The 19,984-nt window shown below is 67.8% G+C and carries 23 protein-coding genes; 9 read left to right on the top strand and 14 right to left on the bottom strand.

The features are described 5' to 3' along the window. Window positions 1–23: 23 nt before the first annotated feature. Window positions 24–413, bottom strand: coding sequence for a response regulator (locus tag AC1D2O_RS28080; protein WP_478090807.1), 390 nt, complete (start codon window positions 411–413; stop codon window positions 24–26). Between the two features lie 291 nt (window positions 414–704). On the opposite strand from AC1D2O_RS28080, the gene AC1D2O_RS28075 reads away from it, so the two are divergent. Further along, window positions 705–911 (top strand): hypothetical protein, encoded by a 207-nt coding sequence (locus AC1D2O_RS28075; RefSeq protein ID WP_478090808.1) that lies wholly within the window; start codon window positions 705–707, stop codon window positions 909–911. Window positions 912–959: 48 nt separating this feature from the next. Next, a complete protein-coding gene (locus AC1D2O_RS28070; protein WP_478090819.1) occupies window positions 960–2,960 on the top strand; it encodes an AsmA family protein in 2,001 nt (666 codons plus the stop codon). Here AC1D2O_RS28070 and AC1D2O_RS28065 read toward each other — a convergent pair. The 3 genes from AC1D2O_RS28065 to gpmA form a co-directional block, all read right to left on the bottom strand. Continuing rightward, entirely contained in the window at window positions 2,957–3,712 is a 756-nt protein-coding gene (locus tag AC1D2O_RS28065) for a HesA/MoeB/ThiF family protein (protein ID WP_478090809.1), read from the bottom strand. The genes AC1D2O_RS28070 and AC1D2O_RS28065 overlap by 4 nt on opposite strands. Window positions 3,713–3,761: 49 nt before the next feature. Further along, entirely contained in the window at window positions 3,762–5,204 is a 1,443-nt protein-coding gene (locus tag AC1D2O_RS28060; protein WP_478090810.1) for a S41 family peptidase, read from the bottom strand. A 99-nt stretch (window positions 5,205–5,303) separates the two neighbouring features. Beyond that, window positions 5,304–6,047 (bottom strand): 2,3-diphosphoglycerate-dependent phosphoglycerate mutase, encoded by a 744-nt coding sequence (gpmA, locus tag AC1D2O_RS28055; protein ID WP_478090811.1) that lies wholly within the window; start codon window positions 6,045–6,047, stop codon window positions 5,304–5,306. 72 nt (window positions 6,048–6,119) lie between these two features. On the opposite strand from gpmA, the gene AC1D2O_RS28050 reads away from it, so the two are divergent. The 4 genes from AC1D2O_RS28050 to AC1D2O_RS28035 all read left to right on the top strand — a co-directional run bounded on the left by AC1D2O_RS28050 (window position 6,120) and on the right by AC1D2O_RS28035 (window position 8,394). Then, entirely contained in the window at window positions 6,120–6,527 is a 408-nt protein-coding gene (locus AC1D2O_RS28050; protein ID WP_478090812.1) for a rhodanese-like domain-containing protein, read from the top strand. 20 nt (window positions 6,528–6,547) lie between these two features. Further along, window positions 6,548–6,808 carry a glutaredoxin 3 gene (gene grxC / locus AC1D2O_RS28045; protein WP_478090813.1) on the top strand — a complete coding sequence of 87 codons (261 nt, stop codon included), beginning with the start codon at window positions 6,548–6,550 and terminating at the stop codon, window positions 6,806–6,808. Window positions 6,809–6,904: 96 nt separating this feature from the next. Further along, complete coding sequence (gene secB, locus AC1D2O_RS28040) at window positions 6,905–7,369, top strand: protein-export chaperone SecB (protein WP_478090814.1); 465 nt, start codon at window positions 6,905–6,907, stop codon at window positions 7,367–7,369. 23 nt (window positions 7,370–7,392) lie between these two features. After that, entirely contained in the window at window positions 7,393–8,394 is a 1,002-nt protein-coding gene (locus tag AC1D2O_RS28035) for an NAD(P)H-dependent glycerol-3-phosphate dehydrogenase (RefSeq protein ID WP_478090815.1), read from the top strand. 31 nt (window positions 8,395–8,425) lie between these two features. On the opposite strand, the gene AC1D2O_RS28030 is transcribed toward AC1D2O_RS28035, so the two are convergent. From AC1D2O_RS28030 to AC1D2O_RS28015, 4 genes are all read right to left on the bottom strand, one after another. Then, complete coding sequence (locus tag AC1D2O_RS28030) at window positions 8,426–8,824, bottom strand: 6-pyruvoyl trahydropterin synthase family protein (protein ID WP_478090816.1); 399 nt, start codon at window positions 8,822–8,824, stop codon at window positions 8,426–8,428. A 9-nt stretch (window positions 8,825–8,833) separates the two neighbouring features. After that, complete coding sequence (queE, locus tag AC1D2O_RS28025) at window positions 8,834–9,472, bottom strand: 7-carboxy-7-deazaguanine synthase (protein ID WP_478090817.1); 639 nt, start codon at window positions 9,470–9,472, stop codon at window positions 8,834–8,836. A 102-nt stretch (window positions 9,473–9,574) separates the two neighbouring features. Then, on the bottom strand, window positions 9,575–10,372 hold the full coding sequence (locus AC1D2O_RS28020; RefSeq protein WP_478158253.1) for a segregation and condensation protein A: 798 nt from the start codon (window positions 10,370–10,372) through the stop codon (window positions 9,575–9,577). Between the two features lie 126 nt (window positions 10,373–10,498). Then, the gene (locus AC1D2O_RS28015) at window positions 10,499–10,705 is read right to left on the bottom strand and encodes a DUF3460 family protein (protein WP_442285461.1); all 207 of its coding nucleotides are present in this window, start codon (window positions 10,703–10,705) and stop codon (window positions 10,499–10,501) included. A gap of 107 nt (window positions 10,706–10,812) precedes the next feature. Between AC1D2O_RS28015 and AC1D2O_RS28010 the strand changes: the two genes are divergently transcribed. Both AC1D2O_RS28010 and AC1D2O_RS28005 read left to right on the top strand, forming a co-directional pair. Continuing rightward, window positions 10,813–11,484 (top strand): hypothetical protein, encoded by a 672-nt coding sequence (locus tag AC1D2O_RS28010; protein ID WP_478094399.1) that lies wholly within the window; start codon window positions 10,813–10,815, stop codon window positions 11,482–11,484. Between the two features lie 27 nt (window positions 11,485–11,511). Then, on the top strand, window positions 11,512–11,985 hold the full coding sequence (locus AC1D2O_RS28005) for an outer membrane protein assembly factor BamE (RefSeq protein WP_478094403.1): 474 nt from the start codon (window positions 11,512–11,514) through the stop codon (window positions 11,983–11,985). Between the two features lie 4 nt (window positions 11,986–11,989). Here the strand turns inward: AC1D2O_RS28005 and AC1D2O_RS28000 are convergent, their stop codons facing one another. From AC1D2O_RS28000 to AC1D2O_RS27980, 5 genes are read right to left on the bottom strand one after another with little or no spacing between them, the layout of a single operon-like run. After that, a complete protein-coding gene (locus AC1D2O_RS28000) occupies window positions 11,990–13,654 on the bottom strand; it encodes a SulP family inorganic anion transporter (RefSeq protein ID WP_478158250.1) in 1,665 nt (554 codons plus the stop codon). Between the two features lie 29 nt (window positions 13,655–13,683). Then, a complete protein-coding gene (locus AC1D2O_RS27995) occupies window positions 13,684–13,905 on the bottom strand; it encodes a hypothetical protein (protein WP_478094996.1) in 222 nt (73 codons plus the stop codon). A 41-nt stretch (window positions 13,906–13,946) separates the two neighbouring features. Beyond that, window positions 13,947–15,110: a CaiB/BaiF CoA transferase family protein gene (locus tag AC1D2O_RS27990; RefSeq protein WP_478158249.1), complete on the bottom strand. Its 1,164-nt coding sequence runs from the start codon at window positions 15,108–15,110 to the stop codon at window positions 13,947–13,949. Then, the gene (locus AC1D2O_RS27985; protein WP_478158252.1) at window positions 15,107–16,060 is read right to left on the bottom strand and encodes a Bug family tripartite tricarboxylate transporter substrate binding protein; all 954 of its coding nucleotides are present in this window, start codon (window positions 16,058–16,060) and stop codon (window positions 15,107–15,109) included. The genes AC1D2O_RS27990 and AC1D2O_RS27985 overlap by 4 nt, the downstream gene beginning before the upstream one ends. A gap of 57 nt (window positions 16,061–16,117) precedes the next feature. Continuing rightward, on the bottom strand, window positions 16,118–16,870 hold the full coding sequence (locus AC1D2O_RS27980; protein WP_478089767.1) for an enoyl-CoA hydratase/isomerase family protein: 753 nt from the start codon (window positions 16,868–16,870) through the stop codon (window positions 16,118–16,120). A gap of 58 nt (window positions 16,871–16,928) precedes the next feature. Between AC1D2O_RS27980 and AC1D2O_RS27975 the strand changes: the two genes are divergently transcribed. Next, entirely contained in the window at window positions 16,929–17,600 is a 672-nt protein-coding gene (locus tag AC1D2O_RS27975; protein WP_478089758.1) for a GntR family transcriptional regulator, read from the top strand. Window positions 17,601–17,879: 279 nt separating this feature from the next. On the opposite strand, the gene metG is transcribed toward AC1D2O_RS27975, so the two are convergent. Continuing rightward, a complete protein-coding gene (gene metG, locus AC1D2O_RS27970) occupies window positions 17,880–19,964 on the bottom strand; it encodes a methionine--tRNA ligase (RefSeq protein ID WP_478158248.1) in 2,085 nt (694 codons plus the stop codon). Window positions 19,965–19,984: the final 20 nt, after the last annotated feature.

The raw sequence follows: 19,984 nt of genomic DNA, 5'->3' as shown, positions 1-19,984 counted from the left end.
CGGGCAACCTGGGGGCGAGCAACTCATGCAGTGCGGGCGGCGGCCTGCGCGATGCAGAAGTCGATCAGGCCGTCGATCTCGTTCGACTTGTCGAACACCGCATCGACGCCGAACTGGGCGCAGCGTTTGCGGATGTCGGGGGTGGCGTAGTTGCTGAGCACCACAACCTTCTGATTCGGCCGGCGCGCCAGACAGGTCTGCAGCACGCCAAGTCCGCTTCCCTGCTTCAGGAACAGATCGACGATGGCCAGTTCCCACTCGTCGGCATGATCGACGAGCCATTGGCTGGCCTCCGCCTCGGTCTCGGCATAACCGATGGCCGCGATGCACGTGAGCTCCTCCAAGGTACCGACGAGATTCTCTCGGATCGTGACGTTGTCTTCGACGATGTAGGTTTTCAATCTTGGGTCCATGAGAACCGCTGCCCCTGGTGCGCCCTTCGGAGCCAGGCTTACCCCTAGGGAAGCAGGCCTTCGCGATGCTAGTGAAGATCTGCCTGCATCATGAAGGCTTGCGCGATCGGACGCTGTAGGCTGGTTCTTACGACCGAGTACGAGACCCCCGTAGGCCGCGCCCCACAGCGATATCGGCCGGTGGCCGACTCCGTCGGGCGGACGGTTGTTCTAAGCTGTGGCACGGCTGCGGGGCACTCGCCCGCGCAGTTCTTTTTTCGGTGATTTGTCCGTCCATCCGCAAGGTGCAGCATGAACATCGTCTGGAGCTATGTCGCCGCATCGATCCTTGCCCTCGTCGCCGGATTCGTGATCGCGGGCGGCGAGCCGGCTGTGGCTGAACTGCGGCTGGCCGAGGCTGCCACGACCGCGGCTGCCGCCGGCGTGTCCGTCGTCTGCCTGCTCGCCAAGCCGGCCGGGAACGGGGTGTCGGCGCGCGCAGCCGCTCCGATCGAGTGAAGGGCGCGGGTGCAGACTGCGACCGCCGCAATCTCGTCGCGCCGCCGGATGGGGATCAAGCTCGGCGCCGTCGTGCTGAGCTTGCTCGCGGCGCTGTGGCTGGCGCTCAGCTTTTTCCCGTGGGACCAGTTGCGCGAGCCTCTCAATCGCTATGTCAGCGAGCGCACCGGGCGCAAGTTCGAGATCGTTCGGCGGCTCGACGTCGACCTGGGCTGGCGGGTTGCCACGGTCAGGCTCGACGGCATCGAGTTCGCCAATCCCCGCTGGGCGCGCGACCCCTACCTGGTCCGTGCCGAGCGGGCTGAATTCGACATCCGCTTCTGGCAGCTCCTGGCAGGCCGTATCGTGCTGCCGCGGCTGGCGTTGAGCTCGCCATCGCTCGGACTGCAGGTGGAGGAGGACGGCCGCCGCACCTGGGCCCTGGGCAAGGACGGTTCGGACGCCGGCACGGTGCCGAGCATCGGACGGATCGAGGTCGATGGCGGCACGATCGATTTCCGCGCGACCTCGCTCGACCTGGATCTGCATGCCGCGTTCAGCTTCGACAGCCGCCGCGGCGAGATGCCGTTGAGCTATGAGCTCGAGGGTCGCTACCGGAGCGAGCCGCTCACCGCCTCGGGTCGCACCGGCAACGTCTTGCAGCTCGATGCCGTGGGGCGGCCGCCATTTCCGATCGAGATCGATCTGAAGACCGGCCAGACCCGGCTCCAGGCGCGTGGCACGGTGGTCGCGCTGGCCGACCTCGACGGTCTCGACGCCGAGGTCGAGATGAGAGGCCAGAACCTGGGCCGCCTCTACCCGGTCCTGGGCATCGCACTGCCCCAGACCCCGCCCTACGTGTTGAGCGGCAACTTGCGCAAGAAGGCCTCTCTTTGGGAGGTGCGCGGCCTGAAGGGCCGACTGGGTCTCTCGGACATCCACGGGGACATGCAGTTCGACAAGTCACAGAAACGTCCTCACCTGAGCGGCACCCTGCGCTCGCGCGTGCTGGACATGGACGACCTCGGCCCGTTCATCGGTCTGCCGCCCACCGCGCGGTCGGCCAACGCGGTCGAAGGCGTGGCACCGCCGCCCGCGATCCTGCACGCCGGCAAGGGCAAGCCGGTCGACCCCGGACGCAAGGTGCTGCCGGACGCGACGCTGGACTTCGAGCGCCTTCAAGCCATGAATGCCGACGTCTCGTACACCGCGGATCGGATCCAGAACGTGCGCGAGCTGCCGATGGACAAGGGCAGCGTGCAGGTGGCACTCAAGGACGGCGTGCTGACGCTCGACCCGCTCGACCTCGGCGTGGCCAGCGGCAGGATCGCCGGGTCGATCCGCATCGACGCGACCCAGAACCCGGCCGACATCAGGGCGTCACTGGACATCCGCGCGATGCAGCTCAACCGGCTGATCCCCAAGATCGAGACCCTGAAGACGAGCTTCGGCAGGCTCGATGGGCGGATCAATTTGTCCGGCCGCGGCAACTCGATGGCGCATTGGCTGGCCGGCGCCTCGGGCGATGTCGCGGCCATCACGGGGCGCGGCCAGTTCAGCAACCTGCTGCTGGAATTCCTCGGGCTCGACGGCGGCGAGATCATCAAGTTCATGCTCGAGGGCGATCGCGCCGTCGAACTCCGCTGTGGCGCCATGGCCTTCGATGTCGACAAGGGCGTGATGAACGGTCGCAGCCTGGTCCTCGACACGTCCGACACGGTGTTCCACGGCAGCGGCTACATCAACCTGGCCAGCGAAAGCATCGATCTCGTGGTGAAGCCGCAGCCCAAGGACAAGAGCATCCTGGCCGCGCGCTCGCCGCTGCGGATGCATGGCAGCTTCGCGGCGCCGAAGGCGGGTGTCCAGGTCGGTCCGCTGGCGGCGCGCGGTGCCGCGGCGATCGCACTGGCCGCGATCAATCCCCTGCTGGCGTTGGCCGCGACCGTGGAAACGGGGCCGGGAAAGGACGCGGACTGCACGCAGGTGCTGGCCGAGGCGAAGAAGCCGTCCTCGCGCGCTGCAGCGGCCGGCGCGGCCAGAGCCAGGCAGCGTCCGTCCGGCGGAGGCTAGGGCGGGCGGTGCCCGCACACGCCGCAGGCCGGATCGCGCGCGACACCGAGCGTGTCAAACGCGCTGCGGCGGCCATCGAACATCAGCAGGCGGCCGGCCAGCGAGGGCTCGATCCCGGCGAGCAGCTTCAGGGCTTCACTGGCCTGCAGGGTGCCGATGGTGCCGACCACCGGTGCGAAGACGCCGAGCACGGCGCAGCGCGTTTCCTCGAATTCGGCCTCCGGCGGAAAGAGGCAGGCGTAGCAGGGCGAGGCCGCATCGCGTGTGTCGTAGACGCTCAGCTGGCCGTCGAAGCGGATCGCCGCACCCGCCACCAGGGGCCTGGCATGGGCGACGCAGGCGCGGTTCACCGAATGGCGCGTCGCGAAGTTGTCGCTGCAGTCGAGCACCACGTCGGCGGTCGACACCAGCCTGTCGAGCAATTCGTCGTCGGCCCGCAGGCGGTGAGTCTCGATGGTGATGTCCGGGTTGATCGCCTGCATCGCGGCGGCCGCGGACTCGACCTTGGGCATGCCGACGCGCGCCGTGGTGTGGGCGATCTGGCGTTGGAGATTGGTGAGGTCGAGGTCGTCGTCATCGACCAGCGTGATGCGGCCGACGCCGGCCGCGGCCAGGTAGAGCAGGGCGGGCGAGCCGAGCCCGCCGGCGCCGATCACGAGCGCGTGCGCGGCACTCACGCGCGCCTGTCCGTCGATGCCGAATTCCTCCAGCAGGATGTGGCGCGAGTAGCGCAGCAGGTCCTGGTCTTCCATGCGCCGCGCCTGTCGCCGGGGCGTGGCTCCCGCGGGAGCCGCCCGGGGATCAGTTGTCCTTTTTCTCTTCCTTGTTGTCGATGATGACCTGCGTCTTGCTCACGAGCACCGGCTGGCCCTTCAGGCTCTTGACGGCCTGCGCCAGAGCGAAGTCGTCGGTCGCGCCGAATTCGGGCACCTTGCGGTCCTGCGGCGGCTTCTTGGCTTCTTCCTCGAGGCGCTTGCGGGCTTCGTCGCGGGCCTTCTCGCGCTCGGGGTCCTTGCTTTCGGGGCCCTGGCCGCTGGCCAGGTGCTTCTCGAGGTCGGCCTCGCGCATGCGCAGCGCGGCGAAGGGGCTGCCCTCGGCGCTTTCGTCGACCAGCACGTTGGGCACGATGCCCTTGGCCTGGATCGACGTGCCGCTGGGCGTGTAGTAGCGCGCGGTCGTGATCTTGAGGCCGGTGTCGGGGCCGAGCGGGCGCACGGTCTGCACCGAGCCCTTGCCGAAGGTCTGGCTGCCCATGATGGTGGCGCGCTTGTGATCCTGCAGGGCGCCGGCGACGATTTCGCTGGCCGAGGCCGAGCCTTCGTTGACGAGCACCACCAGCGGCACGGTCTTGAGCCCCGCCGGGAGGTTGCGCAGCGGATCGCTGCCGGCACGGCGCTGGTAGAACTCGGGCGCGGCCTTGTAGATCGACTTGCTCTCGGCCAGCTGGCCGTCGGTCGACACCACCGTGACGTTCTCGGGCAGGAAGGCCGCCGAGATCGCCACCGCGGCGTCGAGCAGGCCGCCCGGATCGTTGCGCAGGTCGAGCACCAGGCCCTTGAGGTTGGGGTCCTGCTTGTAGATCTCTTCGACCTTCTTGACGAAGTCGTCGACGGTGCGCTCCTGGAACTGCGACAGGCGGATCCAGGCGTAGCCGGGCTCCATGACCTTGCCGCGGACCGACTGCGTGCGGATTTCCTCGCGCGTGATCGTGACCGGGAAGGTGCGGTTCTCGTCCTTGCGGAAGATCGTCAACAGCACCTTGGTGTTGGCCTCGCCGCGCATGCGCTTGACGGCCTCGTTGAGCGACAGGCCGCGCACGGCCGTGTCGTCGATCTTGGTGATCAGGTCGTTCGGCTTGAGGCCGGCGCGAAACGCCGGCGAACCCTCGATCGGCGACACCACCTTGATCAGCCCGTCTTCCTGGGAGATCTCGATGCCGACGCCGACGAAGCGGCCGGTGGTGCCTTCGCGGAATTCCTTGAAGGACTTCTTGTCGAAGTACTGCGAGTGCGGATCGAGCCCGGCAACCATGCCCGAGATCGCATCGGAAATCAGCTTCTTTTCGTCGACCGGCTCGACGTAATCGCTCTTGACCATGCCGAAAACCGCAGCCAGCTGCTGCAGTTCCTCGAGGGGCAGGGGGGCCAAGGAGCCTCGTGCGACGGTCTGCAACGAGACGGTGGTCAGTACGCCGGCGAAGGCGCCTGCGGCGACCCAGCCGGTGATCTTCATTTTCTGGCCCATGTAATAGTGTCCTTGTCGCCTGTCAAACCAATATACACAGCTTGGAAGCAAGTTGTCTGCCGGGGTTCCGCGACCCTTTGAACAAATTAAGAATTTTTGTTACGCCTTGCCTTGCGCGGCGACTGCGGCTAGGGCCTTCTCGGCCGCGTCGGCGTCACCGAGATAGTAGTGGCGCAGCGGCTTGAGCTCGTCGTCGAGTTCGTAGACCAGCGGGATTCCATTGGGAATGTTCAGGCTCACGATGGCGTCGTCGGAAATGCCGTCGAGGTACTTCACCAGCGCGCGGATCGAATTGCCGTGCGCCGCCACTACCAGCCGGCGGCCGGCGCGGATCGCGGGTGCCATCGATTCGTTCCAGAACGGCAGCACGCGGGCCACGGTGTCCTTCAGGCATTCGGTCAAAGGCACCTGCTCGGGCGCCAGCTTGGCGTAGCGGACGTCGCCGCGCTCGCTGCGCGGGTCGTTCGGCTCCAGCGGCGGCGGCGGCGTGCCGTAGCTGCGGCGCCAGACCAGTACCTGCTCGTCGCCGTATTTCCTGGCGGTTTCGGCCTTGTTCAGGCCCTGCAGGCCCCCATAGTGGCGTTCGTTGAGGCGCCAGGAGTGGACCACCGGCAGCCAGGTGCGGTCGAGTTCGTCGAGCGTGTGCCAGAGCGTGCGGGTGGCGCGCTTGAGCACGCTGGTGTAGGCGACGTCGAAGTCGTAGCCTTCGGCCTTCAGCAGCCGGCCGGCCAGCTTGGCTTGCTCGACGCCGGTCGGCGTCAGGTCGACATCGGTCCAGCCGGTGAAGCGGTTTTCGAGATTCCAGGTCGATTCGCCGTGGCGGATCAGTACCAGTTTGTGCATGGGAGAGGCCTTTGGGAACGCGTGCGGAAAGCCGACATTCTAAAATCCGGGGTTTGCCACTCAAGGAACACCGTGAAATTCATTGTCGACAACTGGATGCTGATCCTGATTGCGCTCAGCTCGGGCGGCATGCTGGCCTGGCCGATGGTGCGCGGCGCGAACACCGGCTCGCTCACGGCCCAGGGCGCGGTGCAGTTGATCAACCGCGAGCGCGCGGTGGTGGTCGATGTGCGCGAGCCGGAAGAATTCGCGACCGGCCATGTCACGGGTGCCAAGAACGTGCCGCTCAACCAGCTCGAGCAGAAACTGCCGACCGCGGTCAAGAACAAGTCGTTGCCATTGTTGCTGGTCTGTGCGAGCGGGTCGCGCGCTCAGCGTGCCGTGGCCACGGCCAAGAAGCTCGGGTATGAGCAAGCCCAAGCGGTTGCGGGCGGACTCAAGTCGTGGAAAGACGCTAATCTGCCGCTTGAAAAGGCCTGAAACTCCACGAAATAGTCCCGATGCAAGCCGTCAAGATGTACACCACCGCCGTCTGCCCCTACTGCATTCGCGCGAAGCAAATCCTCAAGTCCAAGGGTGTCGAGCAGATCGAGGAGATCCGCATCGACAGCGATCCCCAGGCACGAGCCACGATGATGGACCTCACGCGCCGGCGCACCGTGCCGCAGATCTTCATCGGCGAGACCCATGTCGGCGGCTGCGACGACCTGGTCGCGCTCGATGGGCGCGGCGGCCTGATGCCGTTGCTGCAGGGCGCCTGAGCCCCCGTCCGGCGGGCGATAATCACCGGTTACTTCCAGCAGCCCGCTCCGGGAGACCCCGGGCGGGCATCGTTTTGATTCTCGAAAGTTAGAGCCATGGCCGACCAGCAAGCACAAGATCCCGTTTTCCAGATCCAGCGCGTCTACCTGAAAGACCTGTCGCTGGAGCAACCCAATTCGCCGGCCATCCTGCTCGAGCAGGAACAGCCCACCGTGGACATCCAGCTCGGCGTCGACGCCCAGCCCGTGACCGACGGCATCTTCGAGATCACCGTGTCGGCCACCGTGCAGACCAAGATCAACGACAAGACCGTGTTCCTGGTCGAGGCCAAGCAGGCCGGCATCTTCGAGATCCGCAACCTGCCCGAAGACCAGATGGGCCCGATCCTCGGCATCGCCTGCCCGCAGATCGTCTACCCCTACCTGCGCGGCAACGTGGCCGACGTGATCCAGCGCGGCGGCTTCCCGCCGGTGCACCTGGCCGAGATCAACTTCCAGGCGATGTTCGAGCAGCAGCAGGCCCAGGCCGCCGGCCAGGCTTCGCCGATCGTCACGCAGTAATCGCCGCCCAGCGCCTGCCGCCGATGAAGATCTGCGTGCTCGGCGCCGGCGCCTGGGGCACGGCGCTGGCGATCAATGCCTCCGGCCGGCACGCGGTCACGCTCTGGGCGCGCGACGCCGAGCAGGTCCGCGCGATGTCGCAGGCGCGCGAGAACGCGCGCTACCTGCCTGGCTTTGCCTTCCCTCCCTCGCTGACCCTCCAGGCCGGCGCGGCGCTGTCGGCATTGGCAGGCGCCGACCTGGCGATCGTGGCGACGCCGATGGCGGCGCTGCGCGGCCAGCTCGGCCAGCTGCGCGATGCGACCTGCCCGGTGGCCTGGCTCTCGAAGGGCGTCGAGCCGGCCGAGGCCGGCTCCGGCGAGCTCGGCCTGCTGGCCCACGAGATCCAGGCCCGGGTGGCGCCCGGGCTGCTGGCCGGCGTGCTCAGCGGCCCGAGCTTCGCGCAGGAGGTGGCGCAGGCCCGGCCCACCGCGCTGGTGGCCGCCAGTCCGCATGCCCGCGTGCGCGAGGCGCTGGTCGAGGCCTTCCACGGCCCGGCGCTGCGGGTCTATGCCAATGACGACATCGTCGGCGTCGAGGTCGGAGGTGCGGTCAAGAACGTGCTCGCGATCGCCACCGGACTGGCCGACGGCCTCGACCTCGGGCTCAATGCTCGGGCCGCACTGATCACGCGCGGCCTGGCCGAAATGACCCGCTTCGGCGTCGCTCTCGGCGCCCGGGCCGACACCTTCATGGGGCTGTCCGGCCTCGGCGACCTGGTGCTCACGGCCACCGGCGACCTGTCGCGCAACCGCAAGGTCGGATTGCTGCTGGCGCAAGGCCGGTCGCTGTCGCAGGCGGTGGATTCGCTCGGGCACGTGGCAGAGGGCGTCTACTGCGCGAGGGCGGTGGTGCAGCGTGCGCGCCATATGGGCGTCGAGATGCCGATTTCCGACAGCGTGGTGGCCGTGCTGGACGGCCGCGTACAGGCTGCGCAGGCCGTTTCGGATTTGATGGGGCGGGAGCCGGGCGTCGAGTCGGCCTGAACCGCCGGCTTCGTCGAGCCGGCCTTGGCGCTCAAGCGCGCGGCGCCAGCTCCAGCACGCATTCGTCGCCCAGTGCCTCGCGCCAGACCCGCACGCGCGAGGGCGCCGGCTGCATGTCGGCGAGGGCGTCGGCGATGAACACGCAGAGGTTTTCCAGCGTCGGCGCTCCCAGTCCGGGCACTTCGTCGAGCAGGTGGTGGTCGAGCCGTTCGCGCAGTGCGTCCAGTCGCCGGCGCAGTAGGCCGAGGTCGACGACCATGCCGGTCCGGGCATCGCGCGGGCCGCTGACCGCGACTTCCGCGCGGTAGGTGTGGCCGTGGATGCGGCGGCTGGCTTCGGTCTCGATGGCGCGCTCGAGCGTGTGGGCGGCGTCGAAGAAGAAGCGCTGGCTGACGGTGAATCGTCGAGGGTTCATCGCGAGGGTCGTCATGTTCAGAGATCAGCGGATGCCGGTCAGCTTGTGAGTCTGCAGGCTCAGGCGCCAGCCGGGGCGGCGCATGCAGGTGTCGATACACAGCGCGATGTGGTCGGCCTGCGCCGGGCCGTCCATCGGCTGCAGGAAGCGGTGTGCGAAGTGGCCGCCGGCCTGCAGCGCGTCGAGGTCCAGGCCGGGCTGCGGCCATACCACCTTGAGCTCCTGGCCCGAGCGCTGCAGCCAGGGCGCGCCCGCCTTCGGGCTGATGCAAAGCCAGTCGATGCCCTCGGGTGCCGCCACGGTGCCGTTGCTTTCCACCGCGATGCGGAAGCTGCGCGCATGCAGTGCGGCGATCAGTGCGGCATCGACCTGCAGCAGCGGCTCGCCGCCGGTCAGCACGACCAGCCGATGCGCGGTGTCATCGGCCGGCCATTGCGCGGCGATGGTGTCGGCCAGCGACTCGGCGCTCGCGAACTTGCCGCCCAGCGTGCCGTCGGTGCCGACGAAATCGGTGTCGCAGAAGCGGCAGACGGCGCCGGCGCGATCGCTCTCGCGGCCGCTCCACAGGTTGCAGCCGGCAAAGCGGCAGAACACGGCCGGCATGCCGGCCTGGCCGCCTTCGCCTTGCAGGGTGTAGAAGATTTCCTTGACGCTGTAGCTCATCGGGTTCAGGTGTCGATTTCGAGGTTGTCGATCAGCCGTGCTGCCGAGCCGGGAACTTCATCGGCGTCCGGTTGCTCCGCGCGACGGCGGGACGCGTGGGGCTCAGGCCGGCGTGTACGCCAGCCGCACGTAGATAGGTGCGAAGGCTTCGGCCTGCGTGATGTCGATCAGGGTTTCCTTGGCCAGCTCGAGCATCGCGATGAAGGTGACGATCAGCACCGGCGTGCCGCGCGTGACGTCGAACAGCTTCTCGAACTCAACGAACTGCCGCCCCTGCAGGTGCCGCAGCACGATGCTCATGTGCTCGCGCACGCTGAGCTCCTCGCGCGAGATCTTGTGGTGCTGCACGAGCTTGGCGCGCTTCAGGATGTCGGCCCAGGCGTCGCGCAGGTCGACGACGTTCATGTCCGGGAAGCGCGGCTTGAGAGACTGCTCGATGTAGACCTGCGCCTTCCAGAAGTCGCGTCCGGCGTGCGGCATGGCGCTCAGCGAGGCGGCCTGCAGCTTGGTCTGTTCGTACTCGAGCAGGCGGCGGACCAGCTCGGCGCGCGGGTCCTCGGCTTCCTCGCCCTCGGCCGACTTTTTGGGCGGCAGCAGCATGCGCGACTTGATCTCGATCAGCATCGCCGCCATCAGCAGGTACTCGGCGGCGAGCTCGAGGTTGGTCTGGCGGATCTCGTCGACGTAGCTCAGGTACTGCCGCGTCAGCCCGGCCATCGGGATGTCGAGGATGTTGAAGTTCTGCTTGCGGATCAGGTAGAGCAGCAGGTCGAGCGGGCCCTCGAAGGCCTCGAGGAAGACCTGCAGCGCCTCGGGCGGGATGTAGAGGTCATTCGGCAGCGCGAACAGCGGCTCGCCATAGAGCCGCGCCAGCGCGACCTGGTCGATGACGTCGGGCATCGCGGCGACCACGACGGCGCCGTCGTCCGCGATGACCTCGTCCGGCGCCGAACGGACGCCTTTGCCCGACGCGCCGCCCTCGCCCTGGCGGCGGGCGCCGGAACCCGGAACGGCGCGGATGGTCACTTACTTGACGCGGGTCTGGTAGACGTAGGGCTGCTGCGGCACATTGGCCTCGCTGTACTCCTCGAGCAGGCCGCGGTCGAGGTGCTTGTCCCACAGCAGGGCACGGCCGGCGCGCTGTTCGGCCTCCAGCGTCGGCTTCCGCTCCTTCATCTGTTCGATGAAGTTGGTGATTTCGGACGTGTAGTGGGGGCGGGCGAAGATGGACATTGCATTGGGACCTTTGGCGCGGATTTTACCGGGTGGAATCCGCCTTGAAGCCGTTGTCGGCATGCGCTAGCGTGGCGGCTCCGATCCCAAACCCAGGAGAAACGCTTATGAAGCGCCGATATTCGATGGTTCTCGCCGCGACCGCAGCCGCCGCCTTGCTGGTGGGGGCCTGCAGCAGCAGCGGGCCCGCCACGCCGCAGAGCAAGATGAGCTTCTTCGTCACCAGCGTGAATCCGGGCAAGGGTGCCGACTTCGGCGGCCTGGCGGGTGCCGACCGCTACTGCCAGAGCCTGGCAGCCAGTGTCGGCGCCGGCGGGCGCACCTGGCGCGCCTACCTCAGCAGCACCGCGACGGGGACCAGCCCGGCCGTGAATGCGCGCGACCGGATCGGCAGCGGGCCCTGGTACAACGTCAAGGGCGAACCGATCGCCAGCAACATCGAAGAACTGCATGGCGACAACAAGATCAACAAGCAGACGGCGCTGACCGAAAAAGGCGAAGTCGTCAGTGCGAGCGGAGACCCCGTCAACCAGCATGACATCCTGACCGGCTCGTCGCCCGACGGCCGCGCGGCGAGCGATGGCAAGGACACGACCTGCGGCAACTGGACCCAGAGCGGCGACGGCTCGGCCATCGTCGGCCATCACAACCGCATGGGCACGAACGCCCCTCCGGCGTCGACGTCGTGGAACTCCTCGCATGCGACCCGGGGCTGCAGCCTGGATGCGCTCAAGAGCACCGGCGGCGCAGGCCTGCTCTACTGCTTCGCGCAGAACTGAGCGGTGCGGCGACGAAACCGGGCGCGGATCGCAGTGGGCTGGCTGGCCGCGGTGCTGTCCCTCGTGGGCTGCGACCCGCAGCGCATCGCGGAGCTGGAGGAGGGCGTGGCGACCGAGGCCGACGTGCGCGCACGCTTCGGCCAGCCCGAGAACATCTGGGATGCGCCCGAGGGCCGGGTGTTCGAGTACAACCGCCAGCCGCAGGGTCAGAAGAACTACATGATCACGATCGGGCCCGAAGGCCGGATGACGGCCTTGCGCCAGGTGCTCACGCCCGCGAACTTCGCCAAGGTGAAGCCGGGCATGGCGATGGAAGACCTGCGCCGGTTGCTGGGCAAGCCGGCCAGGCGCACACCCTATCCGCTCAAGAACGAGACCGCCTGGGAATGGCGCTGGATGCAGCCGCCGAATTCGCCGATGGTGTTCACCGCCACGCTGGATGACGACCAGCGTGTGAGCAGCGCGGGCTCTTCGCCGGACCGCGACACCGAAGTGCCTTGAGCGTTCAGTTGCCGGGCTGGGCCGCAAGGTCCGCCGCAAATCCCGAGCGCTCGAACGCCTCGAGCGGCTGCGCCTGCAGCGATTCGACCCGCAGCACACCGCCGCGCTCCCGCACCGCCTTGTGCAGTTGCCGCAACGCGTCGAGCCCGGTGGCGTCGATCAAGAACAGTTGCATCGCATCGAGCACCACCGTCATGCCGCGCGGTGCACGCTCGACCGCGGTCACGGCGGGATCGAGCTTGGCGGCGGCGCCGAAGAACAGCGCGCCCTGCAGCTTGAAGGTCAGCACGGGCGGCTCGAGCGCCACCAGTTCGACGCTGAAAAGCTGGCTCATGCGCGTCACGAACAGTGCGCACGCCAGCACGATGCCCGCCTGCACCGCGACCGTGAGGTCGAACACCACCGTGAGGAAGAAGGTGCCCAGCATCAGCAGCCGGTAGTGGCGGCTGAAGAGGCGCAGCCTGTGCGGGGAGAACTCGCGCCACTCGCCCATGTTCCAGGCCACGAAGACCAGGATGCCCGCCAGCACCGCCAGCGGTACGTGCCGGGCCAGCGGCGCCCCCAGCAGCACCACGACCAGCAGCGTCAACGCATGCACGATGCCGGCGATCGGCGAGTTGGCGCCGGCGCGCAGGTTGGTCACGGTGCGGGCAATGGTGCCGGTGGCCGGCATGCCGCCGAAGAAGGGGGCGACGGCATTGGCGATGCCCTGCGCCATCAGCTCCTGGTTGGGATCGTGGCGCGGCAGCCCGCCGATCTGGTCGGCCACGCGGGCGCACAGCAGCGATTCGATGGCGCCCAGCGCGGCGATGGTGAGGGTCGGGGTCACGAGCTGTTTGACCGTCTCCCACGAGAACGTGGGCAGCGCGAAGGCGGGCAGGCCGCCGGGGATGCCGCCGAAGCGCGTGCCGATGGTCTCCACCGGCAGGCTGAAGCCCCAGGACACCAGCGTCAGCGTGACCAGCGCGACGATCGGCCCCGGCATGCGCGAGCCGGCCTGCGCGGCGCGCGACCGCGCCGCGCGGCCCAGCACCCGATGCACCGCCCGGCCGACCCAGGTGCCGGCGAGCAGCAGCTGCGGCCAGGCGGCCAGGCCGAGCAGGCAGGCCAGGCCGAGTGCGAAGGCATGCGGATTGAAGCTGCCGAGGTGGGTGGCCAGCGTGTGGATCTGCGAGAACATGTCGGCCGGCATCTTGGCGATCGAGAGTCCCAGCCAGTCCTTCAGCTGCGAGACCAGGATCAGCGCCGCGATGCCGTTGGTGAAGCCCACCACGATCGACAGCGGCACGTAGCGCACCAGCGTGCCGAGGCGGAACAGTCCCATCAGGAACAGCAGCACGCCGGCGCAGGCGGTGGCGATCAGCAGGTTCGCCACGCCGTAGCGGTCGACGATGCCGTAGACGATCACGATGTAGGCGCCGGCCGGCCCGCCGATCTGCACCGCCGAGCCGCCGAGGGCCGAGATCAGGAAGCCGGCGATGATCGCGGTCCAGATGCCGGCCTCGGGCTTGAGGCCGGAGGCGATCGCGAAGGCCATCGCCAGCGGCAGCGCGACGATGCCCACCGTGACGCCGGCGCCGACGTCCTTGAGGAAGCGGTCCTTGTCGTAGCCCGCCAGCGCGTCGATCAGTCGGGGCCGGAAGGCCGCGAGCTTCAGGTGCGAAGTCATGGCGTCATTGTGGACGCCGGATCGGTCGGTCAGTCGGAGTCGCCGGGCAGCACCGCGTCGGCGGCGGCGCCGACTGCCTTGCCCGTGATGCGCACCGTGCCGATGGCGGCGTCGGCCGCGAGGCCCACGGCACCGGCGCCGACGCTCACGGCGGTGCTCGCGACGCTCACCACCGCGCAGCCCGGGAGCAAGGGGACGGCGGCCAGGACCAGGGCCGCGAGCCGGCGGCGAGAAAGGAAGGCGATCTGCATGCGCGCATTGTCCACTTGCGCGCAAGCAGGGTGACCGGGTCTCAGCGCGGCAACGCCGAGAGAATGGCGTCGCGGTCCTGATCCAGCCGCGGCGGCTGCCGGGTCAGCGGCGTGCGGTGCGCCCCGACGTGCACCGGATTGCCCGCCACGGTGACCGATCGTCCGCCTTGCGTGCGCAGCTTTACCAGCATCTCGCGCGCCAGGATCTGCGGATCGTTCACCACCGCCGCGACGTCGTTGTAGGCGCCGGTGGGAATGCTGTGGCGCATCAGCAGGTCCTGCCAGTGGGCGCAGGGGGCCGAGGCCAGCCTTTCCTCGAGCATCGTCTTGAGGCACTCGTGGTTCAGGCACCGATCGGGATTGGTGGCGAAGCGCGGGTCATCGCGCAGCGCGGGCAGGTCCAGGACCACGCAGAGCCGCTGGAAGAGCGTGTCGTTGCCGGCGGCGATCACGAACCAGCCATCGGACGCGCGGAAGACATCGAAAGGCGTGATGGAGGGATGGCGCGAACCGATCGGCCCCGGGGCTCGGCCATCGGCGTCCAGGCGGGAGATCGCGTTTTCGAGCAGCGCCACCTGGCAGTCCAGCATCGCCACGTCCACGCGCTCGCCGCGGCCGGTGCGGGCGCGCTGCAGCAGGGCCGCCTGCGTGCCGATGGCCGCATAGAGCCCGGCGCCGAGGTCTCCGATCGAGACGCCCACGCGCGTGGGCGGCGAACCCGGATGGCCGGTGAGACTCATGATGCCGCCCATGGCCTGCACCACCATGTCGTAGGCCGGACGTTTGCTGTACGGCCCTGTCTGGCCGAAGCCCGAGATCGATGTGAACACCAGTTTAGGAAAGCGCGCGTGAAGAGCCTCCCAGCCATAGCCCAGCTTTTCCATCGTGCCGGGCCTGAAGTTCTCGACCAGCACGTCGGCGCTCGCGAGCAGCGACTCGAAAACCGCGCGGTCGGCGCTCGCCTTCAGGTCCAGCGCGATCGATTCCTTGTTCCGGTTGACCGACATGAAGTAGGCGGATTCGCCTTCCACGAAAGGCCCGATCTGGCGCGCGTCGTCGCCGCTGCCGGGCTGCTCGACCTTGATCACGCGCGCGCCGAGGTCGGCGAGCAGCAGCGTGCAGTAGGGCCCCGCGAGCACGCGGGTCAGGTCGATCACGGTGAAGCCCTGGAGCGGGCCGCCGCTGGCGGGGGTGTCGTGCGTCATTCGTTGGTCGCGCCCGAGCGCTCCGTCAGTTCTTTCGATTTCGCGCCTTCGGCCAGGGCCCATTCACGGAACTCGGCGAGCGATCTGGAGGGCGCCGCTTCGTTGCCGGACTTTTCCATCCGCGCCTTGACCTCCGGGTCGCTCAGCACGGCCGTGCTGGCGTCGAACAGCCTCTTCGCCACTTCGGGCGGCAGGCCGGCCGGTCCGAACAGGCCGAACCAGAACGTGAAGTCGTAGTCCTTGACGCCGGCCTCGGACATGCTCGGGATCTCCGGGAAGAGCGGCGAGCGCTGCGCCGAAGTGACCGCGAGCACGCGCAGCTTCCCACCCTGGGCCATCGGCAGAACCGAGGGCGGGGTGCCGAAGGTCAACTGCACGTCGCCGCTGGCCACCGCCTGCAGCGAGGGCGCGCCGCCCTTGAACGGCACGTGCAGCATGTTCACCCCGGCCGCCTTCTCGAAGGACAGCGCGGCCAGGTGCGTGACGACGCCGCTGCCCGATGACGAATAGGCGAACTTGCCGGGATTCTGCCGCGCCTCGGCGATCAGTTCCTGCACGGTCCTGGCGCTCACGTCCTTGTGGACCGCCAGCAGCATCGGCGCCGAACTCCAGCGGGAGATCGGCGTGAAGCTTCGGCCACCGTCGTACTTCACGCCCTTGTAGAGCAGCTTGTCGCTGCCATAGAGATTGCTGCTGCCGAGCAGCAGCGTGTAGCCGTCCGATGCCGCGCGCGCCACGAAGTCCGAGGCGATCGTCGTGCCCGCACCGGGCTTGTTGTCGATGATGACGGCCTGGCCGAGGACCTTGCCCAGCTTGTCGGACACGATGCGCGCCACCGTGTCGGCGCCGCCCCCGGCGGGAAAGCCCACCACCAAGGTGATCGGTCTGGCGGGATAGTCCGCGGCATGGGCGGCGGACAGGGGGGCCGCCAGCCATGCGGCGGCGGCCATCGAGATCAGACGGCGTCGGTTCATGGGATGTCTCCAGTCTTTTTGTGAGTTGTCGGGTCAGCGGCCGTTGAAGGCCGGCTGGCGCTTCTCTTTCCAGGCGCGGCCGCCTTCGGCGAGGTCTTCCGACGCGACCGAACGCTGCACCTCGTCGCGGATCGAGGCCGCATCGGCCCGGCCCTGGGCAATCCGGTTCAGGTGCTTCTTCATGCCGAGCAGCGGAATCGGTGCCATCGCGGTCAGCGTGGCGCGCAGACGGTCGACCTCCGCGGCGATGGATTCGCCCTCGGCCCAGTGCGTCAGGAAGCCGCAGTCGCGCATCGCCTCGCCGTCCAGCTTCTCTGCGGTCAGGAAGAGCCGCTTGGCGGTGTCCAGTCCCAGCCGCGAGACGTAGCGCTCGAGGCCGCTCTGGTAGTAGTGAAGGCCCAGGCGCGCCGCCGGCATGAACATTTCCGATCGCTTGCCGCCGACGCGGAAGTCGCAGGCCAGGGCCAGGTCGGTGGCGCCCCCGAACACGCCGCCGTGGATGGCGGCGAGGGTGACGGCGCGGCAGTTTTCCAGTGCGTCCACCATCGCACCGAAACTGCGGCCCTCGGTCTGGCTGCTGGCGGCCACCTCTGATATATCGTAGCCACTGCAAAAATGCTTTCCTTCGGCGCGAAGAATCAGCACCAACACCTGTTCGCTGCGGTTGACGATGTCGAAGTGACGCAGAAGTTCAGGCAAATCGGGTGGAGTGAGCTTGTTTGCGACCTCCGGACGGCGCAGCGTCAGAGTGGCGACCTGGCCGTCGATGTCGAGGGAGGGCAGCATTGATGTATGAAATAGACTTGTTGATATATCTGTTAGGTTAACTAATATTGTGATTGCCATGCAACCCTCGAAAACCCTCGAAAGCGGCAGCCTCCAGGACCAGATCCGGAGTCGACTCGAGCGGGATATCCATGAAGGAACGCTCTCGCCGGGCATGCCCATCGATGAAAAGGCGCTCGCCCTGAGCTTCAACACCTCGCGCACGCCGGTTCGCGAGGCCTTGCTGTTGCTGAGTGCCCGCGGCCTGGTCGACATCGTTCCGCGGTCCGGCATCTACGTGCATCAACTGCGAGCGAGCGAGCTGGTCGCGATGATGGAAGCGCTCGGCGAACTGGAAGGGGTGCTGGCGCGGCTGGCCGCGCTGCGCATCGGGCCGGCGCTAAGGGAAGAACTGCAGGGGGCGCTGGAAGGAACGGCCGCGGCCGCGGCCGCGCAGGACGCAGGCGCCTACCAGGCGGCCAATGCCGTGCTGCACGACGTGATCTATCGGGCCAGCGGCAATCCCTTCATCGTCGAGCAGGCGCAGACGGTTCGATTGCGGATCGCCGCCTACCGGGGGCGCCTGTTCGAGAAGCCGGGACGCCTGGCCACCTCGCAACGAGAGCACGAGCGGGTCGTGGAATGGATCCTTCAGGGCCATGCGGACCAGGCCGCGGAAGCCATGCGGGAGCACATCTCGGTCGGCGGCAAGGTGTTCGCCGACCTCGTGCTGGTCAACAACCTGCGTTAGGGCCTGTTCACCTAGGGCCTGTTCACCCTATTTCCGGGGTCGCGAAGGCATGCCAGGACGGGCCAATCAAGGCGCGCGACGCGGCATGTGCGTTGGCACATGCAAGGAGTGCAACGCCGAGTGGCTCGTCCTGGCATGCCTTCCCTTCGGGTTGCCGCGCGAAGGGGCCGTCTGCGGCGTTGCCCGCGCTTGCAAGGCGAAAGCCTTGCTGCGCGCAGGCGCCTTGCATCCAGCCCCTTCGCGTGGCAACGCGATCCCCGGAAATAGGGTGAACAGGCCCTAGCGCACCCGCATCCCGGGCGTCGCACCCGGCCACGGTTCCAGCACGTGGATGCCCGGGTTCGCCTTCTCGTCGGCGTGGCTGGCGGCCAGCACCATGCCCTCGGAGATGCCGAACTTCATCTTGCGCGGCGCCAGGTTGGCGACCAGCACCGTGAGCTTGCCGACCAGCTGCTCGGGCTGGTAGACCGAGGCGATGCCGGAGAACACATTGCGGGTGCGGCCTTCGCCGGCGTCCAGCGTCAGGTGCAACAGCTTGGTCGAGCCCTCGACCTTCTGGCAGGCCACGATCTTCGCGATCCGCAGGTCGATCTTCGCGAAGTCGTCGATGGTGATGGTGGGCGCGATGCCTTCGCCGCCGGGCAGCAGGGGAGCCGCTTCGGGCGCGGCCGCCACCTCGGACACAGGCGGCTCGAACAGCTGGTCGAGCTGCTTGACGTCGACCCGCTGCATCAGGTGCTTGTAGTCCCTGATCGCATGGCCGGCGCCGAGCAGCCGGCCGGCATCGGCGAACAGCAGCGGCTCGCTCGCAAGGAAGGCCTCGACTTCGGCGGCGAGCGCCGGCAGCACCGGCTTGAGGTAGATGGTCAGCAGCCGGAAGGCCTCGATGCAGGCCGTGCAGACATCGTGCAGGCGGGCTTCCATGCCTTCCTTCTTGGCGAGTTCCCAGGGCTTGTTCTGGTCGACGTACTCGTTGACCTTGTCGGCCAGGAGCATGATCTCGCGCAGCGCGCGCGCGAAGTCGCGGCTGTCGTAGAGCGCCTGCATCGGCGCCGCTGCGGCCTGCAGCGTGGCCAGCAGGGCGGCGCCGTCGGCCGACACCGTGCCCAATTGGCCAGCGAAGCGCTTGGCGACGAAGCCCGCGGCGCGGCTCGCGATGTTGATGTACTTGCCGATCAGGTCGGCGTTCACGCGAGCCATGAAGTCCTCGGCCGTGAAGTCGACATCCTCCACCTTGGCATTGAGCTTGGCCGCGATGTAGTAGCGCAGCCATTCGGGGTTCATGCCGATCGACAGGTACTTCAGCGGGTCGATGCCGGTGCCGCGGCTCTTGCTCATCTTCTCGCCCGAGACCGTGATGAAGCCGTGCACGTTGACCTGGCTCGGCGTCTTGCGGCCGCTGAACTGCAGCATCGCGGGCCAGAACAGCGTGTGGAAGTAGACGATGTCCTTGCCGATGAAGTGCACCTGCTCCACCGCCGGGTCGGCGACGAAGTCCTCGAAGCTCTGCGCGGTGCGCGAGGCCTCGTGCCAGTGGTTCGCCGCCTGGCCCTTGTCGAAGTGGTTCTTCAGGCTCGCCAGGTAGCCCACCGGCGCGTCGAGCCAGACGTAGAAGTACTTGCCCGGCGCGTCGGGAATCTCGATGCCGAAATACGGCGCTTCCCGCGAGATGTCCCAGTCGGCCATGCCGGCCTCGAACCACTCGCTGGCCTTCTTCGCCATCTCGGGCTGCAGCTTGCCGTCCTGGGTCCAGGACTTGAGGAAGTCGACCACCTTCGGGTCGGACAGCTTGAAGAAGAAATGCTCGGAGCTGCGCAGCTCGGGCGTGGCGCCGGTGAGCGTCGAGTAGGGGTTGATCAGCTCGGTCGGCGAATAGACGCTGCTGCACACCTCGCAGGCGTCGCCGTACTGGTCCTTCGCGTGGCACACCGCGCACTCGCCCTTGATGTAGCGGTCGGGCAGGAACATGCCCTTGACGGGGTCGTAGAACTGCTCGATGGTGCGCGTGGCGACCATGCCGCCGGCCTTCAGCTTGCGGTAGATGCCTTGCGCGAGTTCGGTGTTCTCGCTGCTGTCTGTGGAGTGCCAGTTGTCGAAGCGGATGTGGAAGCCGTCGAGGTATTCCTTGCGGCCGGCGGCGATCTCGCCGACGAATTCCTGCGGCGTCTTGCCGGCCTTTTCGGCCGCGATCATGATCGGCGCGCCGTGCGCGTCGTCGGCACCCACGAAATGCACCATGTGGCCCTGCATGCGCTGGAAGCGCACCCAGATGTCGGCCTGGATGTATTCCATGATGTGGCCGACGTGGAACTTGCCGTTGGCGTAGGGCAGGGCGGTGGTGACGAACAGTTTGCGCTGGGACATCGCGGGGGCGCTTTCGGGAC

The sequence above is a fragment of the Variovorax sp. P1_G12 genome, from assembly GCF_056405555.1.
The sequence above is the reverse complement of the archived record's forward strand: the minus strand, read 5'-3'. Positions and strand labels throughout refer to the sequence as shown.